Source organism: Pleomorphomonas sp. T1.2MG-36, assembly GCF_950100655.1.
In the GTDB taxonomy this organism is placed as follows: Bacteria; Pseudomonadota; Alphaproteobacteria; order Rhizobiales; family Pleomorphomonadaceae; genus Pleomorphomonas.
This window is the reverse complement of sequence record NZ_CATNLY010000034.1, coordinates 177,576-202,811: the sequence shown is the minus strand read 5'-3', so window position 1 is coordinate 202,811 and position 25,236 is coordinate 177,576. Positions and strand designations below refer to the sequence as shown.

The window sequence follows — 25,236 nt, the reverse complement described above, 5'->3', positions numbered from 1 at the left end:
TCTTCCTTTACCTTCTGCCGGAAGCAGTAAAGGTCAAAGCGGCCCAGAAAAGGTTTCTTTTCACCGCATCGCGAGGGGAAACGCCAGGTTCATTTTGATACGCTCCCGGTGCCCTCGTCGGTCCGTCGCGATCCGGTCCGCGAAGAAGCGCCATAGCGTTGGCGCTTTGTTTACCAACTTTCGGGATGATCGCGGTGAACAGATGGTTACCGGAGCGTCCCATGTCTTCAAGGCTCGTTCGTTCGGCTCTTCTTGCGGCCGTAACGGTCGGCGCGCTCTTTGCGCCGGTCGCAGGCCGCGCCGCCGACATGGTGAAGGTCGAACTCGACCAGGCGCGAATCTATCGTCTCGCCGCCCCGGCGAGCACGATCATCATCGGCAATCCGGCCATCGCCGATGCGACATTGCAGGACGCCCAGACGCTGATCGTCACCGGGCGGGCCTATGGACAAACCAACCTCATCGTTCTCGATGAGCAGGGCGAGACCATCACCGACGTTCAGCTCGCCGTGCTCGCTGCGACGGAAAATCTGATCACGGTCTACAAAGGCCCCAAGCGGCAGTCCCTGAGCTGCCTGCCGGACTGCCAGCCTGCCGCTGTGCCGGGCGACGATTCGCAACACTTCGGCGGCATTCTCGGGCAGGTTTCCCAGCACAACGGTTCGGGCAGTGGCTCCCCCACCACCACGACGACCGGAGCAGCCGGCAGTTCCTCGGGCGCGTCGGTCCCCGCCGCCCCGAACAGCCAATAGTTCACGATCGGTTACACCGCTTGGTAAGGTGTTCGGGGGCACACTCCTTTCTCGCGAGCATCTTCGCAGCGGGAGACGCCTCATTGCACCTGATCTGGCCCTTCCATCGCATCCGCCCCGTCGCCCCGGTCGGCGATCACGTACCGCCGCGCGCGCGGCTTCTTGCCGACCGCCGCGGTGCGGTGGCCGTGGAATTCGCCATCGTCTCGATTCCGTTCTTCCTGCTGCTCTTCGCCATTCTCGAAATGGCGCTGATGTTCTTCGTCGGCCAGGTGCTCGATACCGCCACCGTGTCGGCCTCTCGCCTGATCCGGACGGGTGAGGCCAAAGCGTCGTCGCTTTCCCAGGACAATTTCAAGACCAAGGTCTGCGAGGGCATGGTCAATCTCGTCGACTGCCAGAGACGTCTCTACGTCGACGTGCAATCCTACTCGACCTTCGGGGCCTACGCGCCGACGAGTCCGCTCGACAAGGACGGAAACATCACTTCGACGAGGTACACCAACGGCAACAAGAACGAGATCATCGTGGTTCGCAGCTTCTACGCCTGGCCTGTCCTGTTCAACATGCTGGCGCGCAGCAGCACGAGACTGGCGAACGGCGATCAGTTGCTCGGCGCCGTCGTCGCCTTTCAGACGGAGCCCTTCCCATGGTAGCGCGGTTCGGACAATCGGGCGCGCGCCTTGGCCGGCTCGTTCGCCGCTTCGCGGTCGAGCGCCGGGGCGTGTCGGCGGTTGAATTTGCGCTGATCTTGCCGCTGATGCTGATTATCTATGCCGGTTGCGGCGAAGTGACGACGGCACTGATCGTCGATCGCAAGGTCAGCCGCGCTGCCAGTACCATTTCGGATCTGGTCGCCCAACAGAGCTCGATCAGCGCGGTGGCGATGGAGGGCATATTCGACGCGACGACGGCCATCCTCGAGCCATATGACGTCTCGGTGGCCAAGGTGGTGTTGGTGGTCGTCGACATTACCTCGTCGGGGCAGAAGGTCGCCTGGTCCAAGGCGCGTCGCGACACCGCCGCGACGATCAATGTGGCTCCGCCCGCCGGGCTTGCGGTTCCGAGCACCATTGCGACGGTCGGCGACGAGGTCGTGGTCGGGCGGGTCACCTATACTTTCACATCGCCCTTCGCCAACGTCATGAAGAGCGTCACCGGCAATCCCGTCTACAATCTCCAGCACGTCTTTTATCTGAAACCGCGCCAGGGAAAGACGATCGCATTTACCGGCTAGCGCTGCTGCCGGTGCAACCTTCCCTGGGCGGGGAAGGCGATGCCGCGGTTAACGAGCCGGCAACACGGGACTGCTAGGATCGCCGGGAAAGTGCGGTCTGGCGCCCTTCTCCGAGAGAACATGTTCCGTGGCATCCGCGGCCTTCCACATTTCAACGATTCTGAGGCCGTCGATACTGGCGTTCGGCGCGGTCCTTGCCGCCCTTCTCTCGATCACAAGCGTCGTGCGCGATCACGACGACGAGCGCTACCTCGAACGGCGCTATGCCGACGTCGGCAAGATTCTGTCGGCGGCGATCGACCCCCGTTTCCAGAGCAAGGCTGACGAGATCACCCGCGTCGCCGAACGGCTGGTGGTGATCGGCGCCATCCGCGGCGGCGGCCTTTATGACGGCTCGGGGCACGAACAGCAGGTGTTCGGCGAGCGCGTCGAGGCGAGCTTCAACGCCGTCATGCGCACGGGGCGCACCGTGTTCCGGCCGGCCGGCAGCGCCAAGGCCGACTTCTACTATCCGCCCGAGGCATCGCTTACGCCGTTTCATATCTTCCTGAGGGTGGACGTCGGAGAGATGACCAGCCTCGAGACCGTTCGTGACGATCGTGCGATCACCATCGCATTCGGAGGTGGCGCGGCGGCGGCTCTGATCACCGAACTGGTCATGATGATGATGGTCTGGTGGCCGCTACGTCGGGTCAGGGCGGGGGTCGAGGCCATGCTGCACGATCCCGCCTCGGCCGATCGCGGCCAGCCGCTTCGATCCTGGGGCGGCGAGGTCGGCAAGCTAACCTTCGCCTTCGAGTGCCTGCGCTCGATGCTTGCCGACGTTTGGCGGACGCGTGTCATGGTGGCCGACACCATCATCGAGTCCTCGCCCTTCGCGGTGCTGCAGGTCAACACCGACGGTCATCCCTTCTTCGCCAATCCCTCCTGCGCGCGCCTGTTCGGCCGCGACATTCTGCGGACCAACGAAGTGTCACCGCTGATGTTCCGCGACGTGACGAGCGGCGCTCGCCATGGGCTGAAGGCCTATGTCGAAACCTACAAGAGCGGTATCCGGGCGGTGGAGTTTCCGACGCCGAACGGGCCGAAACAGGCACTGATGGCTTCGCTGGTGCTCGGGGCTGAAACGCGGGCGCCGGTCAACGTCCTGGTCGGCGTCGACATCAGCACGCTCTACGGCGCACGGCTCGCGGCGGAAGCCGCGCTCAAGTCCGGCATGGACGAGGTCAACCGATCCACCGTGCGGGTGTTCGAGTACAAGCAGATGCTGGAGGCATGTCTCGCGCTGATGGGAGGCGCCAAGAAGGGGCGCGAACACGTGCAGGTCGCCAACTTTGCGCAGGAGTGGCTCGACGCGGCGACCGAAGCGGGCGCCGTGCAGATCTCCGAGGTTGAGGGCGATGATCCGGAGTTGGCCGGTGGCACGGACAATCTGCGGTCCGTGGTGCGCTTTGCCGCCTTCGCCGCCTATACCGAACTCGGGACGCTACCGGTCGACATGAAGATCGACGTCAGGGGTGTCGACTTCGAGACCGCCGGCCTGCAGGTTCAGGTGCGAGCCGCCGCCGGTGCCAAGGGAGCTTGCGCCGCCGACAGCAATCTGGCGCTCGCCGCACTCAAGGCCGCTGTCGCGCGTGTTGACGGTCAGCTGTCCGGATTGGAAAAGGACGACAGCGGCACGGTTCTGGTGAGAATCATGCTGCGCGGCGCGGCCGAGCGCATGCAGACGGCGATGAAGGCGAAGGCCGCCGAGCAGTAGCCCTCGCGCTTGCGATGGACCGCTCCCGTCCCGACGGCCGGGGCGTTCCGGTCACTGGCTGAGGACCAGTCGCCCGTTCTCGATGGAAAAGGCCTTGAGACGGCCGAGAAAGCTCATTCCCAGCAGATTGGTGGCGAGCCGCTCATCGGAGAGCACCAAGGCATCGACGTCCCTGATGCGGATGTCGCCGACCTCGATCTCCGAGAGGCGAACGCGCGCGGCCTCGGCGACGCCACCGGCGGTCGACACCTTCGCCGTGTAGTCGCCCGGCAGGACGATCAGCCCGGCAGTCCGGGCGTCGGAGGCGCGCAGGGCCACCAGGGTCGCACCGGTATCGGCGAGCATGGAAAGCGGCCGGCCGTTGACGCGGCCGGTGAAGACGAAGTGGCCGCGCGCGTCGGCGGTGATCTCGGCTCTGCCGAATGTGACTACGGGCTTCGGCTTGGACGCCGGGGCAGAGGTCTCGCTGGCCTCTGGCAGCGTCGCAAATCGCTGCAGCTCCGGGGCGAAGAAGCCGATCACCACCGTTGCCGCCAACACCCACAAAAGGAGACGGAACATCTTGCCCTCCGGCCGGCCGCATCGGCCGCGCGGACAGCCTAGAAGGCGGCCGTTCCCAAAGCCTTAAGCTCCGAGCAGGCAATCACCTCGCGGCGGCCAGGCTTGCCTTGGCCAAGGCCGCCCAAACGGCGGCGCCTGGCGCGATGGCGTCGTCCGCGAAATCGTAGGCGGGGTGGTGAAGGCCGGCCGAAGGACCGTTGCCCATGAAGAAATAGGCACCGGGGACGCGCTCGAGATAGTAGGAGAAATCCTCGGCGGCCATCAGCGGCGCTCCGGCCCGATCGATGGCTTTGCCGCCAAGCAGATCTTCGATGGCATCGCCGACCCGCGCTGCTGGTTCTGCGTGGTTCACGGTCACCGGATAGCCGCGTTCGTAGGCGATGCGGGCCTCGGCGCCGAAGGTTGCGGCCACGGCCGTCACGATGCGACCCACCGACGCTTCGAGATCGGCGCGGACCTTCTCGTCGAGCGCCCGGACCGTACCCGACAGACGGGCGGTCTGCGGAATGACGTTATCCGTGTTGCCGGCGTGGAAAGTGGTCACCGACACCACGCCCGAGGCCAGCGGATCGGTGTTGCGCGCCACGATCGATTGAAGGGCGGTGACCAACTGGGCGCCGACCAGAATGGGATCGATCGTCTCGTGCGGACGGGCGGCATGTCCGCCCCGACCGAGAATGTCGATGTAGAAGCGGTCGGTCGAGGCCATGATGGCGCCGGGCCGCACGGCGAAGCGGCCCACCGGCAGACCCGGCAGATTGTGGATGCCGTAGATCTCGTCCACGGGGAACCGTTCAAACAGGCCATCCTCGATCATTGCCCGGGCACCGGCGCCACCCTCCTCCGCCGGTTGGAACACGAAGACGACGGTGCCGGCAAAGTCGCGCTCGGCGGCGAGATGGCCGGCGGCGGCGAGCAGGGTCGCCGTGTGGCCGTCGTGGCCGCAGGCATGCATGGCACCCGGCTTCATGGAGGCCCAGGGCGCGCCTGTGATTTCCTCGATCGGCAGGGCATCCATGTCGGCGCGCAATGCCACGGCGCGGTTCCCCGACCGCCCTTTCAGTACGCCGACGACGCCGCTGCCACCGACGCCGGTCACCACCTCGTCGAGACCGAAGGCCCTGAGCTTTTCGGCGACAAAGGCCGAGGTCTCGTCGAGAGCGTAGAGCAGTTCGGGACGGCGATGCAGATCGCGGCGCCAGAGCACGGCCTCCCCGGCGATCTCTTCAAGGGCAGACAAGGGTTGACCTCTCTACGGACAATTGCGGAGGAGCTTCAGCCTAGCATGCCGGCAACGACGAAGGCGAGAGCCAATCGGTGGCGTGGATGAGCCCGGGAATTTGCCGAAATTTAACCATCCGTTCGTGTTCTTGGTGGCAAATCCCACTCGCCGATCGGTCAGCCGATCGGGCCATCATGGAGATTTCCCGTGTCCGGACGCGCCTTCGCCCTCTTGCCGCTTTGCGCGGCGCTGTTTCTCGCCGCCTGTCAGAGCGCGCCGCCGCCGCCGGCCAAGCCGGCCTTCTACGAGGACCTTGCCTCGCCGACGGCGCGGGTCGACGAAAACAAGGCGCTGTCCATGCTCAACCAGTATCGCGCGCAGTCGGGCATCGCACCGCTGACGCTCGATCCGCGTCTCAGCCGCATCGCCGAGGACTATGCGAGGAAGATGGCGGCGGCCGACAAGATGGGCCACAACGTGGATGGCCAATCTCTGCTCGGTACCCGCCTCAAGGGTTACGGCTATCCGTTCTCCAACGCCGGCGAGAACGTGGCGGCCGGGTATCACACGCTGGCCGAGGCCTTCTCGGGTTGGCGGCAGTCACCGCCGCACGACCGCGGCATGAAGGATCCGGAGATGAGCCTGATGGGCATCGCCACGGCCTACAACCCGAATTCCAAGTACAAGGTGTTCTGGTGCCTGATCTTCGCCCATCCGCCGGTGGTCACCGCCGGGGGAACGCTGATGGGCGCAACGGGCGGCTTCGCACCGCCGGTCGGCCTGACGATCAGGTGATCGCTGCTGGCGCTGCCGGATCGGCTCAGGCCTCGGCGGCGCCGTCTCCCTTGCCGGAGAAGGCGGTGGCGAGCGCCGCGTAAAGCTCTCGGGGCGTGAAGGGCTTGCGCAGCGTCGCGGTGGCGCGCAGGTCGGTCGGCATACGCGCAGAGGCGCTGACCATGACGACCGGCGGCAGCCCGCCGGAGAAGCGGGTTTCAAGGGCGTCGAGCACGTCGGTGGCCGTCTCGGCGCGCAGCGTCCAGTCGACGATCACCACGTCCGGACGACAGGTGGCGACGACGGCCTGTGCCTCCGCGCTGCCGCCGGCCTCGAACACGTCGACTTCGAAGGATTCGAGTATGCTGGAGATCAGCATGCGGGCGATGGGGCTGTCGTCGATGACGAGCGCCACCGGACGGACTTCGTCGGCCGTGGCGTCGTTGCCGTCGCCGACGTCAGCCGGTGGCGTTGCACGCCGCCCCAGAAGATGCCCGACGATGCGGCGGCCGCCGATGATCGCCTGGGCGCCGCCGGCAGTGGCGAACGGAGAGGCTGAGGACGGTCGCATGGGCATGGGTGCTTTCCTGGCGAATGATAATTTTCAACACTATGCGCCGGACCTTTCCGCCTTGTTAAGCACGGCGCTTGGCTTGCAAAGCTCTTCGAGAAGCGATCTTTTTCCGATCGCCCGTTGACGGCCGACAGCCGGCCGCTATATTCCGCCTCCGCTGCCCCAGTGGCGAAATGGTAGACGCGGCAGACTCAAAATCTGTTGTTCGCGAGAACGTGCTGGTTCGAGTCCGGCCTGGGGCACCAATTTCCTTGATCTTGCGTCTTCTCGGATCGTGCCGGGCGCCCATGGCGAATGTTGGGCGGGAACGTGCCGCCTCCATGACCTCTCGCCGTGTTTCTCTTTCGGACCCGACCTGATACATCGGACGCACACCTCACGATCGCTCCGCAGGCCAATGTCCGACATCGCGCTCAGCCAGACACCCCTCATCCAGTTTCTTCGCGGTGCTCTCGATCGGCATTCGAGCGGCGTCATCTATCGCGATCTCGCCGCCGCGCTCAGGCAGGCGATTACCGAGGGGGTGCTGGGCACCAGCGACGTTCTGCCCGGCGAACGGGATCTCGCCGAGGCGATCGACGTGTCCCGCACCTCGGTGCGCAAGGCCATCGAGGCGCTGGTCGGAGACGGCGTGCTGATTCGCCGCCACGGCGCGCGTACCGCCGTGGCCGAGCGGGTCGAGAAGCCGCTGTCGGCCCTCACGTCCTTCTCCGAGGACATGCGCTCGCGCGGCATCGAGCCGGGCATGATGTGGATCAGCCGCGAGGTCGGGCCCGCCTCTCCATCGGAGATCATGGCGCTGCACCTGTCGGTGGGCGCCCGCGTCTGCCGCCTGAAGCGCCTTAGGACCGGCGACGGCATGCCGATGGCCATCGAGCACGCCGTGGTGCCGGCCGATGTGCTGGACGACCCGGAAGTGGTCACCGGTTCGCTCTACGACGTGCTGGCCGAGCGGGATCGCCGGCCGGTCAGGGCCTTGCAGCGACTGAGGGCCGCCGTGGCTGGGGTCGAGGATGGCCGGCTGCTTCATCTCGACGTCGGCGCCCCGTTGCTGGTGGCCGAGCGGCGCTGCTTCACGGCCGACGGCACGCCGGTGGAGTTCACGCGCACCTATTATTGCGGCGAGCGCTACGATTTCCTCGTCGAGTTGCGCGCGCAGGACTGAACGTGATCACTTTGATACCAGTTGAGCAAATTATAGGCCTTTAGTCCAAACTGGTTGCTAACTGGTTCTGTCGCTGCTACCACTAACCCAGTGAACAGCAGCGAGGAAACCGTGTCCGACTGCCTCCAACGCTTCGCCTCATCACTTGTCGTTTCCTGTCAGCCCGTGCCGGAAGGGCCGCTCGATCATCCCGATCAGGTGGTTGGTTTCGCGCTTGCGGCACTGGCCTCCGGTGGGCGCGGACTTCGCATCGAGGGCATCGCCAACCTCAAGGCGGTCAGGGCGGCGACGGATGCGCCGATCATCGGCCTGATCAAGCGCGACCTCGATACCTCACCGGTGCGCATCACACCCTTCCTGGACGACGTCATCGCGCTGGCCGACGCCGGCGCCGACATCATAGCCTTCGATGCGACCGATCGCGTTCGCCCCGTGTCCGTCGCCGATCTCTGCAAGGCCGTGCATGCCCGCGGCAAGCTCGCCATGGCCGACATCTCGACCATTGAAGAAGCGAAAGCGGCGGTGGCGCTCGGCGTCGACGTCGTGGGCACCACCATGGCAGGCTATACCGGCGGTCCGGAACCGTCGGAGCCCGATTTTCCATTGCTCGCCGCCGCCGTGCGGCTCGGTCGCCCGGTGATCGCCGAAGGGCGCATTCGCGTGCCGGAGCAAGCGGCCGAGGCGATCCGGCTCGGCGCCCATGGCGTCGTCGTCGGTTCGGCGATCACCCGCCCCGAGCACATCACCCACTGGTTTGCCGACGCCATCGGAGCAGCCCGCGCGGCGTCCGCCCAGCCGGCGCTGGCCTTCGATCTCGGCGGCACCAAGACACTGGTGGCGCTGGTCGACGGTGACCGCGTCATCGAGGCGCGCGAGCGGACCACCGACAGGCACCTCGATCCGGATGACTGGTGCGACGCCATCGCCGAACTGGCCGCCCCCTGGCAGGGACGATACGGCGCGGCGGGCGGCGCGGTCACCGGCGTCGTGCATGAGGGCCGATGGTTCGCGCTCAACCCGGGCACGTTGCCTGTGTCGTCGAACTATCCGCTGGCCGACGCGCTGGCGAAGCGCCTCGGCAGGCCGGTGGTGCTTCACAACGACGCGCAGGCCGCCGCCTGGGGCGAATATCGCTTCGGCGCCGGTGCCGGCCGCGACCTTCTGTTCGTGACCGTCTCGACGGGTATCGGCGGCGGCGCCGTCATTGGCGGGCGGTTGCTCGTCGGTCGCGGTGGTGTCGCCGGCTCGGTCGGCCTTACTCAAGAAACGACCGACGTTCCTCTCGAAACGCTGGCGAGCGGCCGTTTTCTGGCCGATGCCGCCGCGGCGCTGGGCCATTCCGTCGATGCACCGGCCGTCTTCGCGGCTGTAGCCCGTGGCGAGGCGTGGGCCTCCGCCGTGGTCGACCGCTCGGTCGAGGTGGTCGCGCGGCTTCTTCAGAACCTGCAACTGCTGTTCGATCCGGCCGTCATGGTCGTCGGCGGTGGCGTCGGCCTCGCCGACGGCTACCGCGCGCGCCTCGAAGCGCGACTGGCGCACTTGCCGCCACACTTGAAGCCCGAGATCCGCGCCGCGGCTCTCGGAAAATCCGCTGGCGTGATCGGTGCCGCCGACCTCGCCCGTCGCACATTATAGAATCCAAGGGGACACAAAATGACGCGACTGAGAACCCTTCTGACCAGTGCCGCCTTGTTCGCGGCGTTGGGCGTGACCGGAGCCATGGCCGAGGTGACCGTGCTCGGGTGGCCGGGCGGGCCGGAGGAGGCCGGTCTTCGCAAGGCGGCCGATGCCTATAACGCCACCGCGGCCGACGCCGACAAGGTGAAGCTGATCTTCTTCAACCGTGACGGCTTCTTCGACAAGCTGGCCGCCGACCTCGCTGCCGGCTCGACCGATTTCGACATCAACCTTCTGGCTACCTATGCCCTCGGCCGCTATGCGCCGTTCATGGACCCGATCACCCTGCCGGACGCTTCCAAGGCGACCTTCCCCGAGAAGGTGCTGGCGACCATGCAGTATGACGGCAAGCAGTATGGCATCCCGACCGACCTGTCGCTGCACTTCATGTACTATCGCAGCGATCTCATCGAGAAGCTGCTGTCCGACGCCGACTGGAAGGCGAAATACGGCGAGATCTCCGAGAAGTACCTCGGCAAGAAGCTCGACCCCAAGGATCCCGACGCCTGGACCTGGGAAGACTGGATGGCGACGGCGCTGTTCTTCACCAAGTCGATCAATTCGGACAGCCCGACCCGCTACGGCACGGTTCTTCAGATGAAGAATCTGTTGTTCAACATGATGGTCTGGCAGTCGGTCGCCCGCGCCCACGGTGGCGACTGGATGAACGACAAGGGCGAGATCACCGTCGACAGCCCCGCCTATCGCACGGCGCTCGACATCTACAAGAAGCTCTATGACGAGGGCACGTCGCCCAAGGACTCGACCACCTACGAGTTTGCCGAGTCCAACGCCGCCTTCGGTGCCGGCCAGGTGGCCACGATGGTGCAGTGGAACGCCGCATTCGGCGACCTCGACAACAAGGACAAGACGCCGGCCGTCGCCGGCAAGATCGGCACCGTCGCGCCGCCCGCCGGTCCGGAAGGCCGCTTCACCCACATCCACGGGCTCGGTCTCGGCATCAACAAGGCCTCCAAGAACAAGGAAGGCGCCGTCAAGTTCCTGAACTGGCTTGGTGCGCCCGACGCCATGGAGATCTATGCCAAGGCCGGCGGTTCGCCGGCGCTCAGCGACGCGGTGGTGGCCAAGGTCAGCGCCGAACGGCCCGACCTCGTCAAGCTCGGTCAGTTCGCCGGCGCCTACGGCTTCGTGATGCATGGCGGAACGGCCGCCAAGGCGTTGCAGGTCTACGAGTTGCAGGCCAAGGAGTTCACTGCCTACTGGGCCGGCGACAAGTCGCTCGATGACGCGCTCGCCGCGACCAAGTCCGGCATGGCCGATCTCCTGAAGCCCTGATCGCATCTGGACGGGGGCGGCGCTGCCGCCCCTGTTCCAACTCCGGCGGATTGCGGTAGACTCGACAGTTGAGCCAGCAGCGCCGCGCCGCCATTCCGCGCGCCGGTCTCTCTCCGGCCGGCGTGCGGCACCTTTCCGCCGTCGCCGATCTTTCGAGGACGAGACCCGTATGCCGCGGACTTCCCGTTTCGAGGGGCGCCTTCTGATCGCCCCGCTCACGGTCTTTCTCATCGCCCTTCTGGGGTTTCCCCTCGTTCTCGACATCATCTATTCGATCTCGCGCGTCGGCTTCGAGAACATCCGCGCGCCGGAACCGATCGGTCTGTCCAACTATGCGAAGGCGGTGGCCGATCCGGAGTTCTGGGGCGCCGCGTGGTTCTCCCTGCGCTTCGGGCTGATCGTTTCCGTCATCCAGGTGGTGGCCGGCCTCGCGCTCGCCGTGTTTCTGGCGCCGCTGTTTGCCAAGCGGCCCTGGCTGATCGCGCTTCTGATGCTGCCGATGATGGTGGCGCCGGCTCTGGTCGGCCTGATGTATCGGCTCATCCTGCATGAGTTCGTCGGGGCCGTGCCCTACTACCTTCTTGAGTGGTACGGCGACTTCCCGGCCTTCCTGGGCCGAGACTGGGCCTTCACGACACTGGTGACCGTCGAGACGCTGCAATGGACGCCCTTCGCGCTCTTGATCCTGCACTCGTCCTACGCGGCGATCTCGCCGGATATCCGCGAGGCGGCGGCGCTTGACGGCGCGCGCGGGCGGCGCCTGTTCGTCAACATCGACTTGCCGCTGATGCTGCCGGCCATCGGCATCACCTTCTTCATCCGCTTCATCGACAGCTTCCGGGTGTTCGACAATCTCTACACCCTGGTCGGGCCGGGCGCCGGTGGCTCCACAACGTCGATGAGCATCTACATCTACCAGGCCTTCTTCAAGGTGGGCGACATCGGCCTCGCCGTTGCCGCCTCGATGCTGCTCCTGGTCGCTTCGTTCGTCGTGCTCTGGGTCATCAACGGTCTGACGGCCAGGAAGGCGCCGCTATGAGGAAAACCCTCGTCAACACCCTGCGCTGGCTGGTGTTCGTTGCCGCCGTCGTCATCCTGAACTTTCCGGTGATCGCCACGCTGGTGACCTCGCTGAAGAGCGAGGCGGAGATCATGACCAACGCCTCGCTGATCATCGAGGCGCCGACGCTCGACAATTACGCGGCCGTGTTCGCCATGGCCGACCGCTTCGATATCCTGCACTTCCTGACCAACAGCCTTGTGGCCTCGCTGATCGGTTCGGTGCTGGCCATCGTGCTGGCCTTCCCCGCCGCCTACGCCATGGCGCGGTTCGGCGTGGGGCGCAACTGGCTGCTGCCGCTCGCCGTCAATCTCCGCGCCGTGCCGCTGATCATCTTCGCCATCCCGATCTACCTGATGTACCAGCAGGTCGGGCTGCTCGACACGCGCTTCGGCCTCGCCCTCATTCTCTGCCTCGTCAACGTGCCGCTGGTCCTGGTGCTGTTTGTCTCGTCGATCGCCGACCTGCCGCTGGAGATCGAGGAAGCCGGCCGCGTCGACGGCGCTGGGACGCTGCGGCTTCTCATCTATGTCGTGGCACCGATGTCGCTTAACGTCGTCGCGGCCTCCTCGGTGTTGGCCTTCATCTACTCGTGGAACGAGTTCCTGTTCGGCCTGATGCTGACCACTAACAACGCGACGCCGGTGTCAGTCGGTGCATCCTTCTTCTTCGCGGCGTCCGGCGGCGGCGTCCGCTGGGGTGTGGCCGCTGCGGTCATGATCCTGGCAACCCTGCCGCCCCTCGTTCTTGGCCTCCTGATGTACCGACAGATCGGCCGGTCGATGACCGCCGGCGCCGTCAAGGGCTGACCCAACCTTTACCGCTCGAGATTTCCGGGAAACGACCATGGCCGAGATCGAATTCAAGTCCGTTGCCAAGTCCTTCGGCAAGGTTGGCGTGATCGCCGGCCTCGACCTCAAGGTCGACGATGGCGAGTTTATCGTCTTCGTGGGGCCATCGGGCTGCGGCAAGTCCACCGCGCTCCGGATGATCGCCGGCCTTGAGGAAACGACATCGGGCGACATCCGCATCGGCGGCCGATCGGTGACCGGCCTTGCGCCCTCGGACCGCAACGTCGCCATGGTGTTTCAGAGCTATGCGCTCTATCCGCACATGACGGTGGCCGGCAACATCGGCTTCCCGCTGAAGATGGCCGGGCGGCCCGCCGCCGAGATCGCCGAGCGGGTCAAGGAAGCCGCCGACATTCTCGACCTCGGCCCCTATCTCGACCGCCGCCCCGCGCAACTCTCGGGCGGGCAGCGCCAGCGCGTCGCCTTGGGGCGGGCGATCGTCCGGCACCCCGAGGTCTTTCTGTTCGACGAGCCCCTGTCGAACCTCGATGCCGATCTCCGGGTGTCGATGCGCGGCGAGATCATGCAGCTTCGCGAGCGCATTCGCGCGACCATGATCTATGTGACGCACGACCAGACCGAAGCGATGACCATGGGGGACCGGATCGCCGTCTTCGCACCGCTCAAGGACGGTCATGGCCGAAACCTGATGCAGGTCGGAACGCCGGAGGAGCTCTACGAGCGGCCTGCCAATCTTTTCGTCGCCCGCTTCCTGGGTTCGCCGAAAATGAACATGATCGAGATTGCCGAAGGGCAGGCACCTGCCTTCGGGACCCTTGATCTCGGAGCGCGTCCGGCCGGTCACGCCGGCAGGCTGCTCCTGGGCGTCCGCCCGGAAGACATCCGCATCGCCGACGCCGGAGCGCCGGGGCTCGCCGGGCGCATAGGCCTGGTCGAGGCCCTCGGCGCCGAGTATTACGTCCACGTCGAGACGGTGGCCGGCGAACTGATCGCGCGCGTGATGGACAAGCGGCTTCGCCCCACGTCCGGCGACGCCGTTGCCCTGCAGCCGGCGCCCGGCGCGTTCCACCTGTTCGACGAGGCGACGGGTAGCCGCATCGCCTGATGCAGCGGCTACTCGGCTACGCCGACCGTGGCGGGGCGCCCGCGCAACATGCGCGTCAGCGTAGGTTCGCGCCAAAGGTAGGCGTGAGCGAGCGCCATGGCGATGTGTCCGAGCGTTAGCGCCAGCAGTGCCCAGCCGAGAAGGCCGTGCGCGGCATTGGCAGGCGCCATCAGCTCTGGAATGCGCTCGCCGCCACCGGCGAGCACTTCGATGCCGAACACCGACAGGCCCCTGCCGCTGCCATAGGCCCGGAGCACGGCGAGCATCGGCACCGCCAGCATCAACAGGTAGAGGGCGAGGTGCCCCAGGCGCGAGGCGAGGCCAAGAAAGCCGGTGGCATGGGGCGGCCGTTTGCCGAGGTTGACGAGCGCCCAGGCGCCGCGGATGACGACGGTGACCAGCAGCAGGAAGCCGATCGACATATGCCAGGACCAGAAGAAGCGGGTCACCGGCAGGTCGCGGTCGACGGCATGCAGAACGGCCGAGAGGAACTGCCAGGCAAACAGCGCCGCCATCAGCCAGTGAAGAGCTCGGCTGACCGCGCCATAGCCCTCGGGGTGGTCGAAGAGCGTCGATTGATCCTTGGTCAAGGCAGGTCTCCCGTCATACAGTGAGGTAGGGCGATCGTTTAGGTGATTATGCGTAGTCCGCCTGCGGCTTGCCAACCGCAAATTCGCTTCCGAAGCGGATCTCGGCGCCACCACCGGCTCAAAATTCCGTGACACGGGAACAAAGCGAGGGGGGCGGATCGGGCGAGACCCCAAGGTTGCCTCGGCCTCCGCCTTCCTCTAGTTTCGGAAAATGCCGGGGTTCAGCGCTACGATGAAGGGCGCCGCCGGTCGTGGCCGGTGGCTGGAGGATTGATGAAGCGCGTTTCCGACCTAAATCACCCCTTCTATAGGCCGCTTTGGCGCCGCGTTTTGCTCGTGGCGGTGACGGGGGCGTGGGCCTGCTACGAGAATTTCGTGATCAAGGATCCCATGTGGATGGTCCTGACCGCCGGCGTCTTCGTCTATGCTGCCTGGGTGTTCCTGATCAAATGGGTCGATCCGGTAGACAAGCCGCTGGAAATCTCCGACGGGCGCGCGTCCGGCGCCGCCGATGAGGATGCCGACAAGCGCTGACTTGCGATTCGTGCTAGGGGTTCCCACGTAGGAAGCGGCATTGCCGCCGCTTGCAGGAGCTCCCGATGACCGTCGAAACTTTTCCTGTCACCCGCACCGACGAGGAGTGGCGGAGCCTGCTCACTCCGGAGCAGTACCGCATCATGCGTGGCCACGGCACCGAGGCGCCGGGCAGTTGCGCGCTGCTTTACGAGAAGCGGCGTGGCGTGTTCCATTGCGCCGGTTGCGATACGCCGCTGTTTGCAGCGCACGACAAATTCGAGAGCGGCACCGGCTGGCCGAGCTTCAACGAGCCGGAGCCGGGCGGCGTCGAGACGTCGGTCGATCGCAGCCATTTCATGGTGCGGACCGAGGTGCATTGCGCTCACTGCGGCTCGCACCTCGGCCATGTGTTCGACGATGGGCCGCCGCCGTCCGGTCTGCGTTACTGCATCAACGGCGTCGCGCTGGTCTTCCGTCCGCAGGAGTGAGGATGGCGGCCGATGGCTGCCATCACTGCTCTACTTCTCAGCGTCGGTCTTACCTTTGGCAATCGCGGCGAGGATCAGCTCCGCCGCTTCACTGACGCCGCCCCAGCCGATCACCTTCACCCATTTGCCGGGTTCCAGATCCTTGTAGTGCTCGAAGAAGTGCTCGATCTGGTGAACCGTGATCTCGGGCAGGTCGTCGATCGTCTTGATCTTGGAGTAGCGGGTGGTCAGCTTGTTGGAGGGAACGGCGATGATCTTCTCGTCGTGGCCGCTCTCGTCCTGCATCTTGAGAACGCCGATCGGGCGGCAGTTCATGATGGCGCCCGGCACGATGGCGCGGGTGTTCACCACCATCACATCGATCGGGTCGCCGTCGTCCGACAGGGTGTGCGGAACGAAGCCGTAATTTCCGGGATAGTGCATCGCCGTGTAGAGGAAGCGGTCGACGTACATGGCGCCGGCTGCCTTGTCCATCTCGTACTTGATCGGCTCACCGCCGAGAGGCACTTCGATAATGACGTTGATGTCCTCGGGCGGATTGTTGCCGATAGGAACGGCGTCGATGCGCATGATTAATCCTTGAAAAGAAACAAAGTCGCGAGCACGTGTTTATCCGTAATGGTGGGGCGAAAGCAAGGCGGAGCGAGCGCGGGCGGGGTGGCGAACTGCCCGATTTTCAGCCTCTTCCGACCGGCGGCCAGGCATAGACGACGACCGGTACCAGACGGCCGGCGATCTCTTCGCTCGAGCCGACCACCTCCTGACCTCCAAGTCGCTCGTAGAAGCCGACCCCAACGGCATTGGCGGCGAGGACGCGAATGACGAGACCGTCGAGGTGCATGTCGGCAAGGGCCGCCCGTGCCTCCTCGAACAGCCGCCGTCCCAGGCCGACGCCGTGCATGTCGGGGTGAAGATAGAGCTCGTAGATTTCGCCCCGGAAGGGAAGGGCGCGCATGCGGCTCGGTCCCAGCGTCGCATAGCCGGCCACTCGCCCCTCGACCTTGACCACCAGCACGGCGACATTGCGAGCGATAGCCTTGGCCCACCAGTGGGGACCGCGCCGTTCGATCATCCGCTCGAGTTCGACGCCGTCGAGAATGCCCCGGTAGGCGTAGCGCCATGCGGCATCATGGACGGCCGCGATTTCCGCGGCATCCTCCACGGCGGCGCGCTGGACGTCGATCGAAAGGGTGCTCATGGAGGGAGCTTAACCCGGTTCCCCCCAAGAGCGGAAGGCAAAAAAGGGCGCACCGAGAACGCCGTTTATCGGCGTTCGCGACGGCCGGCCGCTCAGAACCAGTTGCCGATGCGGTCGAGAATGCTCTTGTCCGCTTCCGTCGGTGCGGCGGCCACGGCCGGGCACGGCGGAGTGCCGGGGGGAACCGCGACGCCGGGCATGGCGCAGACAGGCTGCGGCGCAGCCGAAGGCGCGATCGCGCCGGGCTGGCTCGCTCCGGACGGAGACGGTCGACCGGGCAGTGGGGGAATGGGTGCGGCGACCGTGGGCGCGGATACGACCGGACCGGGCGGCGCCGGCGAGGCAGGTGCTGCCAGGGCGCCGGGCGCCGTGGCCACGGGGGCGGTCGGCGGGGCGACGGGAGCCGCTTCGGTCTTGTCCCCGCCGGTCACGAAGGAGAACAGGCGGGAAATGGCGCCGGCCCGTTCCTGTTCGACGGGCTCGGTCATGGCCACGGCGTGAATCCGAGGACCGCGCGGATCGGCGATCGGCACCGGCGCGCCGGTCGGCGGCACGATCACCGGTCCCACCGTGATGCCCGCGTCCGGGTTGGGTTCGGCGCCGAGCAGGCGGGCGAGAGCACCCGGATTACGCTCGGCTTCGATGCGGGCGGCTTCGGCGTCGGCCTGCGCCTTTTCGGCATCGGCCTTGCGTTTCTCGGCGGCAAGCGCCACCTGAACGCGCTTGTCTTCCTCAGCCTTGCGGTCTTCCTCGAGCTTGGCGAACAGCACCTCGGCCTCGGCATAGTCCGACTTGGCCCTCGTCTGAAGCGAGGCAACGAGTTCCTTGGGCTGTCCCAGGTCGGCGGGACAGGCGGCGACCGTGTCGAGCGGCTGGGCCGGATTGGCGTTGAACACGTACTTGCGACCGCAGACGTCCACCTTCGGCTCCATACGGGTCATCTCGAAGGTGTCGTAGCCCTCCTTCAGCATCTTCCAGAAGGCCATGTTGGGGTCGTTCCAGTGCTTGGCCATGTTCTTGCCGTTGAGGCGGAAAGGGAAGGCTTGCAGCTGGAACGCCTTCTGGCCGCCGCGGAAGGCTTCGCGCGCCAGGGCGTAGATTTCCTGGATCTGCTGGTCGGTCATGGCGTAGCAGCCGCGCGACGAGCAGGAGCCGTGCACCATCAGCGCCGAACCGGTGCGGCCGTTGGCCCGGTCATAGGCATTGGGGAAGCCGGTGTTGAAGGCGAGATACCAGTCCGACTTGGGATTCATCAAGCCGGGCGAAATGGCGTAGAAGCCTTCCGGCGCCTGCCTGTCGCCTTCCCTGACCTTTGGCCCGAGATCGCCCGACCAGCGGCAGATGTCGTAGCTCTTGAGCAGGTCGTAGCGCCCGCTCGCATTCATTTTCCAGACTTCGAACTTGTTCTCCTCCTTGAAGATGCGCATCAGCACCGGGGAGGAGAGTTTCATGTTGAGCTTCTTCATGAGCTCAAGCGTCTTCGCCGACACCGGGCGCTGGTCCTTGGGGCCATAGCCGTAGCCGATCTCGTCGGCCTGGCAGGCGGCCAGAAGCGCGGCGAGACCGAGGGCGACCGCAAGTCGCGCAAGGCGGCCGGCGATGGAAATGCCTGGAGAGGGCTGGTTCGGGCGGAACGAGGTCATGCTCTCCGTTTCACTCATGGTCACCGCGGCACCTTCCGGGTCCTGGCGGGGGCTGTCTGGCCGTCCCCCCGGGCGCCGGACAGCATATCATGGAGCGATCCTCGACGGTCAGGGTTACCGAATGGTTACCACCGCATCAAGGCCGAACCGGTGCGCCGGAGACCGGCGCATCCGTTCATCGAGGCCGCCGGCTTCTCATTTCCAATGGAAACATGAGAAATTCATGGCAAGGCGACCGGAAAAATGCAGGGCGGTCCGGCCTCAGACCTTGAGGTCGCGGCCGATCGCCAGGAACTTGCGGCGCCGATCGGCGCGGATGTCGTCGCGACTCTTGCCGTCGAAGGTGGCAAATGCCGCCTCGACAACGCCGCCGACGGCCTCGATCACCTGGTTCGGCGCACGATGGGCGCCACCGACGGGCTCGTCGATGATGCCGTCGATGATGCCGTAGCGAACGAGATCCTGGGCGGTGATGCGCATGTTCATCGCCGCGTCCTGGGCCTTGGCCGAATCCTTCCACAAAATGGAGGCCGCGCCCTCGGGCGAGATCACCGAGTAGATGGAGTGCTCGAGCATGAAGACGCGGTTGGCGGTGGCGATGGCAATGGCGCCGCCGGAGCCGCCTTCGCCGATGACCACCGAGACGATCGGCACGCCCAAGCGGAGGCAGGCCTGCGTCGAACGGGCGATGGCTTCGGCCTGGCCGCGTTCCTCGGCGCCGATGCCGGGATAGGCGCCAGCGGTGTCGACAAGCGAGATCACCGGCAGATTGAAGCGGTCGGCCAGTTCCATGATGCGGATGGCCTTGCGGTAGCCCTCCGGACGCGCCATGCCGAAATTATGGCGGATGCGCGTCTGGGTGTCGTGGCCCTTCTCCTGACCGATGACGGCCACCGGACGGCCACGGAAACTGCCGAGGCCGGCCAGGATCGCTGCGTCTTCGCCAAAGTTGCGGTCGCCGGCGAGCGGCGTCCAGTCGGAGATCAACCGTTCGATGTAGTGGGCGGCATGCGGCCGGTCGGGATGGCGTGCGACTTGCGCCTTCTGCCAAGGCGTGAGGCGAGCGTAGATGTCGGCCAGCGCCTGGGCGGCGCTCGTCTCGAGTTTGGCGATGTCGTCGTCGATGGGAAGGGCGGCTCCGCCGTCGGCCAGGGCTTTCAGCTCCTGAACCTTGCCCTCAAGGTCGGCGATGGGTTTCTCAAAGTCGAGATAGCTTCTCATCCGGCTCTCTTCATGGTGCCCCGGCCGCCGTCTTAATCCCGAGGGACAACCAAAGGTGCGGCGACCGCGCACACTTGGCTTCCGATCGACGCCTTGTCAACGCCAATCGCCGCAAATGCCGGCAATTCTGTGATCATCTCCGTGCCATTACCAAGGCGATTATCGCTCGGACAGTGGGTGATGATCGGCGACAAGCGCGGCGAGACGGTGCTCGAGAACGTGCGTGTAGATCTCGGTCGTGCCGATGTCGGCGTGGCCGAGCAATTCCTGGACGATGCGAAGGTCGGCTCCGTTCTGGAGCAGATGGCTGGCGAAGGCATGTCGCAGGACGTGCGGCGACACCTTGTCGGGCGATATGCCCAGCCGAGCGGCGGCGTCCTTGAGGTCGCGGGCGAAACTCTGGCGCGTCACGTGGCCGGTTTCGGAGTTGGCCGGAAACAGGAAGGGGCTACCGGCGTGCCGGCCGCTTGCCTTGAGGAGGCTGCGATAGGCGATGACGGCGGCGCGGGCGGTGTCGCCGATCGGCACCAGCCGGTCCTTGGAGCCTTTGCCGCGCACGGTCATGGCGGCCGTGCCCTCGCGGATGGCGCCGGCCGGCAGGCCGACGAGCTCGGAGACGCGCAGGCCGGACGCATAGAGCGTTTCCAGCATGGCCCAGAAGCGGGTACGGCGCAGCGCTTCGGCCCGATCCTCGACGGGCTCGGCGGCCGTGGCGGCGGTCGCGTCCATCAGTCGGCCGACGTCCTCGACGGAAAGTACCTTGGGCAGCGGACGGCGGGTACGGGGGCGGTCGACCCGCGCGGTGGGGTCGTCGGCGCGTCGTCCCTCCGTGTAGAGGAACTTGTGCAACTGGCGGACGGCGGACAGGCGGCGGGCCTGCGTGGCGGCGGCGTAGCCCTCCGCGGCGAGCCCGGCGACGAAATCCTCGACATCGTCCGTCGCCGCGTCGAGGAGGCCGCGCCCCCGACCGGCAAGAAAACCGATGTAGAGATCGAGGTCGGCGCGGTAGGCGGCGAGCGTGTTGTCGGAGGCGGCATTCTCGATGCTTGCCGCCTCGAGATAGGTCTCGACCAGCGTGGCGTCACTGACGCTCATGGGGCGTTGGCCGGTGGGCCGGCAGGGTCGATCTCGACCGATCCGGTCGTGGCCGGATCCGGCATGGGGGCGGCTGGCGGCGGCGACAGGGGGCGGGCGCCCGAGAGTACCGAAGCATCGATCGGGACGGTAAAGGTGCGCGGCTCCGGCGTGACCAGATAGGCCAGCGCCAGCACGGCGGCCATGGCGATGGCGGCCAGAACGAAGAGAAAGCCGAGAAAGCGTGTGACGGTTGGCATGGTTCCACTCGCGGGTGTGGTCCGGCGAGGCCGCTCGGCAGCGCTAACAGCTTGACAGATGCGCCGCCCCAACCCATGAGACTTCTCATGACCGACGTCAAGACCAGCCGCAGCCGCGATCACGACGCCGCCCATCGGCGCGCCAGTGCCAATGCGCGTATCGTCGAACTGCTCGGCGGCCGCTCGGTGGTGCTGGTGGGCATGATGGGGGCTGGCAAGACGTCGGTGGGCAAACGCCTCGCCGGCCGGCTCGGCCTCACCTTCATCGACGCCGACACGGCGATCGAGGAGGCGGCCAAGAAGACGGTGTCCGAGATCTTCGCCGAGCATGGCGAGGACTACTTTCGCCAGGGCGAACGGCGGGTGATCGCCCGCCTGTTGCGCGAGCCGGGCCATATCATCGCTACCGGCGGCGGCGCCTTCATGAACGCTGAGACGCGGGCGGCGATCCGGAGCGCGGGCATATCGATCTGGCTCAGGGCCGACTGGGAGCTGCTCTACGAGCGGGTGCGCCGCCGGCCGACGCGGCCGCTTCTTCAGACGGCCGATCCCGAGGGCACGCTGAGGGCTCTCGTCGAGGCACGTTATCCGGTCTATGCCGAGGCGGATCTGGTCGTCCAGTCGGTCGACGTGCCGCATGAGGCGATGGTCGACGCGGTGGTTGCCGCGCTGGAAGCCTGGCTCATGGAAGACGCTGGACCTGAACGAGAGGCGCCGTGACGGCGCCGGGGCCGAAAAAGGGCGGGGGGACGATATGACGACTGAAGGGGAAACGGACGGCATCGTCAAGGTGCCCGTGTCGCTCGGCGAGCGGTCCTACGACATCCTGATCGGCGAGGGGCTTGTCGCCGACGCCGGCAAGTGGTTCCGTGCCGTGCTGCCGAAGGCGCGCGCCTGCATCATCACCGATTCCAACGTCTCGGGCCGGCATCTCGTCGCGTTCGAGAAGTCGTTGCGACGGGCCGGCGTCACGGCCAGCGCCGTCGTCATTCCGGCGGGCGAAGCCTCCAAATGCTTCGACGTGTTCGAGCAGGTGGTCGACCAGGTGGTTGGCGGCCGCTATGAGCGCGGCGACGCGGTGGTGGCCCTGGGCGGTGGCGTGGTCGGCGACCTCGCCGGCTTCGTGGCCGGCGTCGTCCGGCGCGGCATGCGTTTCGTGCAGGTGCCGACGACGCTTCTTTCGCAGGTGGATTCGTCGGTGGGCGGCAAGACCGGCATCAACAGCCGCCATGGCAAGAACCTCGTCGGCGTGTTTCATCAGCCCGATCTGGTGATGGCCGACACCAGCGTGCTCGACACGCTGCCCGAGCGCGAGTTCCGCGCCGGCTATGCCGAGGTGGTCAAATACGGCCTGATCGACAATGCCGCCTTCTTCGCCTCGCTGGAGAAGACCTGGCGCGACGTGTTCGCCGGCGGGCCCGCGCGGATCGAGGCGATCGCCGTTTCCTGCCGTTCCAAGGCGGCCATCGTCGCCCGCGACGAACGCGAGACCGGTGACCGCGCGCTGCTCAACCTCGGCCATACCTTCGGTCACGCCATCGAGACGGCGGCCGGCTACAACGGCACCGTGGTGCATGGCGAGGCGGTGTCGCTGGGCATGGTGCTCGCCCATGACTTCTCCGTACGCCTCAACCAGATGTCGGCGGACGACGCCGGACGGATCCGCGCCCACCTTGCCGAGGTCGGGCTTCCGACCAAGCTCTCCGACATTCCCGGCGGGGCGCCATCGGTCTCCACCTTCATGGAGCTGATCGGCCAGGACAAGAAGGTGCAGAACGGCGCCCTGACCTTCATCCTGAGCCGGGGCATCGGCGAGGCCTTCATTGCCAAGGACGTGCCGGCCGAAGCCGTGCGCGGCTTCCTCACCGACAAGCTCAGCGAAGGACAGGCCTGATGGGCGGACGGGGCGGGGCGCTGGCCGATCTCGTGTTAGCCGGCGTGCCGGTCGCCCTGTTCGTCGTCATCACCGTGATCCTGTCGGCGGCCGGGTCGGCCTTGCTCGCCTCCAACCGCACCAAGCTGCATCACATGGAGCGGCTTGGCGACCGCCGCATCAAGCGCCTCGTCGAGCTGACCGCCGAGCGGGCGCGGGCGGTGTCGGCCATCCGTCTGGCGCGCCAGGTGTCGACGGTGGCGCTGACCATCTTCGCGACGCGGGCGGTGCTGTCCCTCGAGACCGATCCCGTGCGCCTTGCCGTCTGGGCGGTCGGCGGCGTCATTCTTGCCATCCTGCTCGACGCCGTGCCGCGCGTGATTGTGTCGCTGAGGCCGGAACGATCGGCCTTCGTTCTCCTGTCGGCGATCGAGATTCCGGCCCGTCTGCTGGGGCCGCTGATTGCCGGCATCGAGAAAGCGGTGATCGCCCCCCTGAGGCTGGTCAGCAAGGCGCCGCGCGAGGCGGCCTGGACGGCGCATGAGGAAATTCGCGAGGCGGTCGACCTGCTGCATCGCGAGGGCGGCGTGGTCAAGGACGATCGCGACATGGTCGGCGGCGTGCTCGACCTCAGCGAGCTACCGCTGTCCGACATCATGGTGCATCGCACCAAGATGCGTACCTTCGACATCGACATGCCGGTCGGCGATCTCCTGAAGGCGTTGATCTCAAGCCCGTTCACGCGCCACCCCTTGTGGCGTGACGAGCCGGACAACATCGTCGGCGTCCTGCACTCCAAGGAGCTGATGCGCGCCATCGACCGCGCCGACGGCGATCCCGCCAAGGTTTGCGTCGAGACGCTGATGACGCCGCCCTGGTTCGTGCCCGACACGACGTTGGCCGCCGACCAGCTCAGGGCGTTTCTCAAGCGCAAGGTCCATCTCGCGCTGGTCGTCGACGAGTATGGCGAAGTGCAGGGTCTCGTCACCCTCGAGGATATTCTCGAGGAGATCGTCGGCGAGATCGCCGACGAGCAGGACGTGGTGGTGCAAGGCGTCCGTCCGTATCCCGACGGTTCGGCCTCGGTGGACGGGGCGGTGCCGATCCGCGACCTCAATCGCATGATGGACTGGCGTCTGCCCGACGACGAGGCGACCACCATTGCCGGTCTCGTCATTCACGAGGCGCGGATGATCCCCGACCCCGGCCAGTCCTTCACCTTTCACGGTTTCCGCTTCCGCGTGCTCAGGCGACAGCGGAACCGCATCACGGCGCTGAAGGTCGGACCGGTTGACGACGCGTTCCGCGCCTGAAATCACTCTCCGGGTGCGCGAGCGGTGACGGACAGGGCGTGCAGGCCGGTGTCGAACTCCGCCTTCAGCGCATCCATGACGAGACGCTGGCGGGCGAGGCGGCTCTTGCCCTCGAAAGCCGCCGATACCACCTCTACGACGAAATGGGTCTCGCCGCCCTCGCGCCAGCCGCCATGTCCGCGGTGGCGCTCGCTGTCGTCGATCACGTTCACATAGGACGGCGACAGCTCGGCGAGGAGCGCCGCCTCGATGCGGTTCTTGCGGGCGGAAACGGGCGGGGTCGTCGAAGTCATCGGGCATCCTCGGCGGTTGGCGCGGGCGAAGCAATCTGGCATCTGGCGACCATGCGAGGCGATTGTCAACGCCTTGCCGGCACGCTTTCGAGTGCCCATAATCGGCGGATCATGGATTCCTATTCCAAGCTCTTCGACAAACTCCGGATCAAGCCGGACAAGGAAAGCGTCGCTCGCGACCAGTTCCCGCCTTGCGATTGGGACGGGTGCGAGAGCGCTGGCGCCTATCGCGCGCCGAAAGGCCGGGGTCGCGAGGGGCAGTATCATCACTTCTGCCTGGAGCATGTGCAGCTCTACAACAAGTCCTACAACTACTTCTCGGGCATGGGAGACGACGATGTCATCGCCTTCCAGAAGGACGCGCTGACCGGCCATCGCCCGACCTGGACGGTATCGGTCAACCGCTGGGGGCAGACCGACCCCAACGCCGGCCATCACGGACGGCCTGCCGAGCCGACCTACAACGATCCGTTCGGCGTGTTCCACGGGTCGCGGTCGGGCGGCATGCGGGCCGAGCCCGAGGAGCCGCGCCGGCGCGTGTCGCCGATGACACAGCGCGCCTTCGAAACGTTGCACCTTGAGGTTGGCGTCTCGAAGGAGGAGATCAAGGCGCAGTACAAGGTCATGGTCAAACGCCACCATCCCGACGCCAACGGCGGCGATCGGTCCTCAGAGGAACGGTTGCGGGAGATCATCCAAGCCTATAATTACTTGAAGACTGCCGGTTTCTGTTGATCGGCCGCATTTTCCCGATTCGACGGAGCGACTTTTTC

28 protein-coding genes and 1 tRNA gene are annotated in these 25,236 nt (G+C 66.2%); 18 read left to right on the top strand and 11 right to left on the bottom strand.

Annotated features, from left to right (window positions below):
- Positions 1-221: 221 nt before the first annotated feature.
- The 4 genes from QQZ18_RS16730 (at position 222) to QQZ18_RS16715 (ending at position 3,748) form a co-directional block, all read left to right on the top strand.
- Positions 222-752, top strand: coding sequence for a pilus assembly protein N-terminal domain-containing protein (locus QQZ18_RS16730; protein ID WP_284542088.1), 531 nt, complete (start codon positions 222-224; stop codon positions 750-752).
- Between the two features lie 83 nt (positions 753-835).
- A complete protein-coding gene (locus QQZ18_RS16725; protein WP_284542087.1) occupies positions 836-1,408 on the top strand; it encodes a TadE/TadG family type IV pilus assembly protein in 573 nt (190 codons plus the stop codon).
- Positions 1,402-1,989, top strand: a complete 588-nt coding sequence (locus QQZ18_RS16720) for a TadE/TadG family type IV pilus assembly protein (protein ID WP_284542086.1) — start codon at positions 1,402-1,404, stop codon at positions 1,987-1,989. The genes QQZ18_RS16725 and QQZ18_RS16720 overlap by 7 nt, the downstream gene beginning before the upstream one ends.
- A gap of 127 nt (positions 1,990-2,116) precedes the next feature.
- On the top strand, positions 2,117-3,748 hold the full coding sequence (locus tag QQZ18_RS16715) for a hypothetical protein (RefSeq protein WP_284542085.1): 1,632 nt from the start codon (positions 2,117-2,119) through the stop codon (positions 3,746-3,748).
- Between the two features lie 51 nt (positions 3,749-3,799).
- Here the strand turns inward: QQZ18_RS16715 and QQZ18_RS16710 are convergent, their stop codons facing one another.
- Both QQZ18_RS16710 and QQZ18_RS16705 read right to left on the bottom strand, forming a co-directional pair.
- Positions 3,800-4,309 (bottom strand): retropepsin-like aspartic protease family protein, encoded by a 510-nt coding sequence (locus tag QQZ18_RS16710; protein ID WP_284542084.1) that lies wholly within the window; start codon positions 4,307-4,309, stop codon positions 3,800-3,802.
- Between the two features lie 82 nt (positions 4,310-4,391).
- A complete protein-coding gene (locus QQZ18_RS16705) occupies positions 4,392-5,549 on the bottom strand; it encodes an amidohydrolase (protein WP_284542083.1) in 1,158 nt (385 codons plus the stop codon).
- Between the two features lie 189 nt (positions 5,550-5,738).
- Between QQZ18_RS16705 and QQZ18_RS16700 the strand changes: the two genes are divergently transcribed.
- Positions 5,739-6,326, top strand: coding sequence for a CAP domain-containing protein (locus QQZ18_RS16700; protein WP_284542082.1), 588 nt, complete (start codon positions 5,739-5,741; stop codon positions 6,324-6,326).
- A gap of 25 nt (positions 6,327-6,351) precedes the next feature.
- Here QQZ18_RS16700 and QQZ18_RS16695 read toward each other — a convergent pair whose 3' ends face one another.
- Positions 6,352-6,882: a response regulator gene (locus QQZ18_RS16695; RefSeq protein WP_284542081.1), complete on the bottom strand. Its 531-nt coding sequence runs from the start codon at positions 6,880-6,882 to the stop codon at positions 6,352-6,354.
- A 156-nt stretch (positions 6,883-7,038) separates the two neighbouring features.
- On the opposite strand from QQZ18_RS16695, the gene QQZ18_RS16690 reads away from it, so the two are divergent.
- From QQZ18_RS16690 to QQZ18_RS16660, 7 genes are all read left to right on the top strand, one after another.
- Positions 7,039-7,124, top strand: a tRNA-Leu gene (locus QQZ18_RS16690).
- Positions 7,125-7,276: 152 nt separating this feature from the next.
- Positions 7,277-8,044, top strand: coding sequence for a GntR family transcriptional regulator (locus QQZ18_RS16685; RefSeq protein ID WP_284542080.1), 768 nt, complete (start codon positions 7,277-7,279; stop codon positions 8,042-8,044).
- 111 nt (positions 8,045-8,155) lie between these two features.
- A complete protein-coding gene (locus QQZ18_RS16680; protein ID WP_284542079.1) occupies positions 8,156-9,679 on the top strand; it encodes a putative N-acetylmannosamine-6-phosphate 2-epimerase in 1,524 nt (507 codons plus the stop codon).
- A gap of 18 nt (positions 9,680-9,697) precedes the next feature.
- Positions 9,698-11,017 (top strand): ABC transporter substrate-binding protein, encoded by a 1,320-nt coding sequence (locus QQZ18_RS16675; RefSeq protein WP_284542078.1) that lies wholly within the window; start codon positions 9,698-9,700, stop codon positions 11,015-11,017.
- Between the two features lie 169 nt (positions 11,018-11,186).
- On the top strand, positions 11,187-12,056 hold the full coding sequence (locus tag QQZ18_RS16670) for a carbohydrate ABC transporter permease (RefSeq protein ID WP_284542077.1): 870 nt from the start codon (positions 11,187-11,189) through the stop codon (positions 12,054-12,056).
- Entirely contained in the window at positions 12,053-12,886 is an 834-nt protein-coding gene (locus QQZ18_RS16665; RefSeq protein WP_284542076.1) for a carbohydrate ABC transporter permease, read from the top strand. Before QQZ18_RS16670 ends, QQZ18_RS16665 begins: the two co-directional genes overlap by 4 nt.
- A gap of 37 nt (positions 12,887-12,923) precedes the next feature.
- Positions 12,924-13,994, top strand: coding sequence for an ABC transporter ATP-binding protein (locus tag QQZ18_RS16660; RefSeq protein ID WP_284542075.1), 1,071 nt, complete (start codon positions 12,924-12,926; stop codon positions 13,992-13,994).
- 8 nt (positions 13,995-14,002) lie between these two features.
- On the opposite strand, the gene QQZ18_RS16655 is transcribed toward QQZ18_RS16660, so the two are convergent.
- Positions 14,003-14,584, bottom strand: coding sequence for a cytochrome b (locus QQZ18_RS16655; protein ID WP_284542074.1), 582 nt, complete (start codon positions 14,582-14,584; stop codon positions 14,003-14,005).
- A gap of 273 nt (positions 14,585-14,857) precedes the next feature.
- Between QQZ18_RS16655 and QQZ18_RS16650 the strand changes: the two genes are divergently transcribed.
- Entirely contained in the window at positions 14,858-15,118 is a 261-nt protein-coding gene (locus QQZ18_RS16650; RefSeq protein WP_284542073.1) for a DUF3329 domain-containing protein, read from the top strand.
- A gap of 65 nt (positions 15,119-15,183) precedes the next feature.
- Positions 15,184-15,588 (top strand): peptide-methionine (R)-S-oxide reductase MsrB, encoded by a 405-nt coding sequence (gene msrB, locus QQZ18_RS16645; protein WP_284542072.1) that lies wholly within the window; start codon positions 15,184-15,186, stop codon positions 15,586-15,588.
- Between the two features lie 30 nt (positions 15,589-15,618).
- Here the strand turns inward: msrB and ppa are convergent, their stop codons facing one another.
- The 6 genes from ppa to QQZ18_RS16615 all read right to left on the bottom strand — a co-directional run bounded on the left by ppa (position 15,619) and on the right by QQZ18_RS16615 (position 20,984).
- Positions 15,619-16,158 (bottom strand): inorganic diphosphatase, encoded by a 540-nt coding sequence (ppa, locus tag QQZ18_RS16640; protein WP_284542071.1) that lies wholly within the window; start codon positions 16,156-16,158, stop codon positions 15,619-15,621.
- 106 nt (positions 16,159-16,264) lie between these two features.
- Entirely contained in the window at positions 16,265-16,786 is a 522-nt protein-coding gene (locus tag QQZ18_RS16635) for a GNAT family N-acetyltransferase (protein ID WP_284542070.1), read from the bottom strand.
- A gap of 92 nt (positions 16,787-16,878) precedes the next feature.
- Entirely contained in the window at positions 16,879-18,429 is a 1,551-nt protein-coding gene (locus tag QQZ18_RS16630) for a L,D-transpeptidase family protein (RefSeq protein WP_284542069.1), read from the bottom strand.
- 261 nt (positions 18,430-18,690) lie between these two features.
- Complete coding sequence (locus tag QQZ18_RS16625) at positions 18,691-19,650, bottom strand: acetyl-CoA carboxylase carboxyltransferase subunit alpha (protein ID WP_284542068.1); 960 nt, start codon at positions 19,648-19,650, stop codon at positions 18,691-18,693.
- A 159-nt stretch (positions 19,651-19,809) separates the two neighbouring features.
- Positions 19,810-20,745 (bottom strand): site-specific tyrosine recombinase XerD, encoded by a 936-nt coding sequence (locus QQZ18_RS16620; protein ID WP_284542067.1) that lies wholly within the window; start codon positions 20,743-20,745, stop codon positions 19,810-19,812.
- Positions 20,742-20,984, bottom strand: coding sequence for a hypothetical protein (locus tag QQZ18_RS16615; RefSeq protein WP_284542066.1), 243 nt, complete (start codon positions 20,982-20,984; stop codon positions 20,742-20,744). The genes QQZ18_RS16620 and QQZ18_RS16615 overlap by 4 nt, the downstream gene beginning before the upstream one ends.
- Before the next feature lie 87 nt (positions 20,985-21,071).
- Here QQZ18_RS16615 and QQZ18_RS16610 point away from each other — a divergent pair, with 87 nt between their 5' ends.
- The 3 genes from QQZ18_RS16610 to QQZ18_RS16600 are packed head-to-tail and all read left to right on the top strand — an operon-like array spanning position 21,072 to position 24,170.
- A complete protein-coding gene (locus QQZ18_RS16610; protein WP_284542065.1) occupies positions 21,072-21,704 on the top strand; it encodes a shikimate kinase in 633 nt (210 codons plus the stop codon).
- A 34-nt stretch (positions 21,705-21,738) separates the two neighbouring features.
- Positions 21,739-22,878 (top strand): 3-dehydroquinate synthase, encoded by a 1,140-nt coding sequence (gene aroB, locus QQZ18_RS16605; protein ID WP_284542064.1) that lies wholly within the window; start codon positions 21,739-21,741, stop codon positions 22,876-22,878.
- Positions 22,878-24,170: an HlyC/CorC family transporter gene (locus tag QQZ18_RS16600; protein ID WP_284542063.1), complete on the top strand. Its 1,293-nt coding sequence runs from the start codon at positions 22,878-22,880 to the stop codon at positions 24,168-24,170. Before aroB ends, QQZ18_RS16600 begins: the two co-directional genes overlap by 1 nt.
- Before the next feature lie 2 nt (positions 24,171-24,172).
- Here the strand turns inward: QQZ18_RS16600 and QQZ18_RS16595 are convergent, their stop codons facing one another.
- Positions 24,173-24,463, bottom strand: a complete 291-nt coding sequence (locus tag QQZ18_RS16595) for a BolA family protein (RefSeq protein ID WP_284542062.1) — start codon at positions 24,461-24,463, stop codon at positions 24,173-24,175.
- 111 nt (positions 24,464-24,574) lie between these two features.
- Here QQZ18_RS16595 and QQZ18_RS16590 point away from each other — a divergent pair, with 111 nt between their 5' ends.
- Positions 24,575-25,198 (top strand): J domain-containing protein, encoded by a 624-nt coding sequence (locus QQZ18_RS16590; protein WP_284542061.1) that lies wholly within the window; start codon positions 24,575-24,577, stop codon positions 25,196-25,198.
- The last annotated feature ends 38 nt before the right edge of the window (positions 25,199-25,236 follow it).

Excerpts from the sequence above, each read along its gene's own strand:
- QQZ18_RS16610 (WP_284542065.1), top strand. The coding sequence starts at position 21,072 with ATGACCGACGTCAAGACCAGCCGCAGCCGCGATCACGACGCCGCCCAT.
- aroB (WP_284542064.1), top strand. The coding sequence starts at position 21,739 with ATGACGACTGAAGGGGAAACGGACGGCATCGTCAAGGTGCCCGTGTCG.
- QQZ18_RS16625 (WP_284542068.1), bottom strand. The coding sequence starts at position 19,650 with ATGAGAAGCTATCTCGACTTTGAGAAACCCATCGCCGACCTTGAGGGC.
- QQZ18_RS16670 (WP_284542077.1), top strand. The coding sequence starts at position 11,187 with ATGCCGCGGACTTCCCGTTTCGAGGGGCGCCTTCTGATCGCCCCGCTC.
- QQZ18_RS16665 (WP_284542076.1), top strand. The coding sequence starts at position 12,053 with ATGAGGAAAACCCTCGTCAACACCCTGCGCTGGCTGGTGTTCGTTGCC.
- QQZ18_RS16595 (WP_284542062.1), bottom strand. The coding sequence starts at position 24,463 with ATGACTTCGACGACCCCGCCCGTTTCCGCCCGCAAGAACCGCATCGAG.
- QQZ18_RS16630 (WP_284542069.1), bottom strand. The coding sequence starts at position 18,429 with ATGACCTCGTTCCGCCCGAACCAGCCCTCTCCAGGCATTTCCATCGCC.
- ppa (WP_284542071.1), bottom strand. The coding sequence starts at position 16,158 with ATGCGCATCGACGCCGTTCCTATCGGCAACAATCCGCCCGAGGACATC.
- QQZ18_RS16635 (WP_284542070.1), bottom strand. The coding sequence starts at position 16,786 with ATGAGCACCCTTTCGATCGACGTCCAGCGCGCCGCCGTGGAGGATGCC.
- QQZ18_RS16685 (WP_284542080.1), top strand. The coding sequence starts at position 7,277 with ATGTCCGACATCGCGCTCAGCCAGACACCCCTCATCCAGTTTCTTCGC.
- QQZ18_RS16620 (WP_284542067.1), bottom strand. The coding sequence starts at position 20,745 with ATGAGCGTCAGTGACGCCACGCTGGTCGAGACCTATCTCGAGGCGGCA.
- QQZ18_RS16650 (WP_284542073.1), top strand. The coding sequence starts at position 14,858 with ATGAAGCGCGTTTCCGACCTAAATCACCCCTTCTATAGGCCGCTTTGG.
- QQZ18_RS16615 (WP_284542066.1), bottom strand. The coding sequence starts at position 20,984 with ATGCCAACCGTCACACGCTTTCTCGGCTTTCTCTTCGTTCTGGCCGCC.
- msrB (WP_284542072.1), top strand. The coding sequence starts at position 15,184 with ATGACCGTCGAAACTTTTCCTGTCACCCGCACCGACGAGGAGTGGCGG.
- QQZ18_RS16675 (WP_284542078.1), top strand. The coding sequence starts at position 9,698 with ATGACGCGACTGAGAACCCTTCTGACCAGTGCCGCCTTGTTCGCGGCG.
- QQZ18_RS16720 (WP_284542086.1), top strand. The coding sequence starts at position 1,402 with ATGGTAGCGCGGTTCGGACAATCGGGCGCGCGCCTTGGCCGGCTCGTT.
- QQZ18_RS16600 (WP_284542063.1), top strand. The coding sequence starts at position 22,878 with ATGGGCGGACGGGGCGGGGCGCTGGCCGATCTCGTGTTAGCCGGCGTG.
- QQZ18_RS16660 (WP_284542075.1), top strand. The coding sequence starts at position 12,924 with ATGGCCGAGATCGAATTCAAGTCCGTTGCCAAGTCCTTCGGCAAGGTT.
- QQZ18_RS16710 (WP_284542084.1), bottom strand. The coding sequence starts at position 4,309 with ATGTTCCGTCTCCTTTTGTGGGTGTTGGCGGCAACGGTGGTGATCGGC.
- QQZ18_RS16695 (WP_284542081.1), bottom strand. The coding sequence starts at position 6,882 with ATGCCCATGCGACCGTCCTCAGCCTCTCCGTTCGCCACTGCCGGCGGC.
- QQZ18_RS16590 (WP_284542061.1), top strand. The coding sequence starts at position 24,575 with ATGGATTCCTATTCCAAGCTCTTCGACAAACTCCGGATCAAGCCGGAC.
- QQZ18_RS16730 (WP_284542088.1), top strand. The coding sequence starts at position 222 with ATGTCTTCAAGGCTCGTTCGTTCGGCTCTTCTTGCGGCCGTAACGGTC.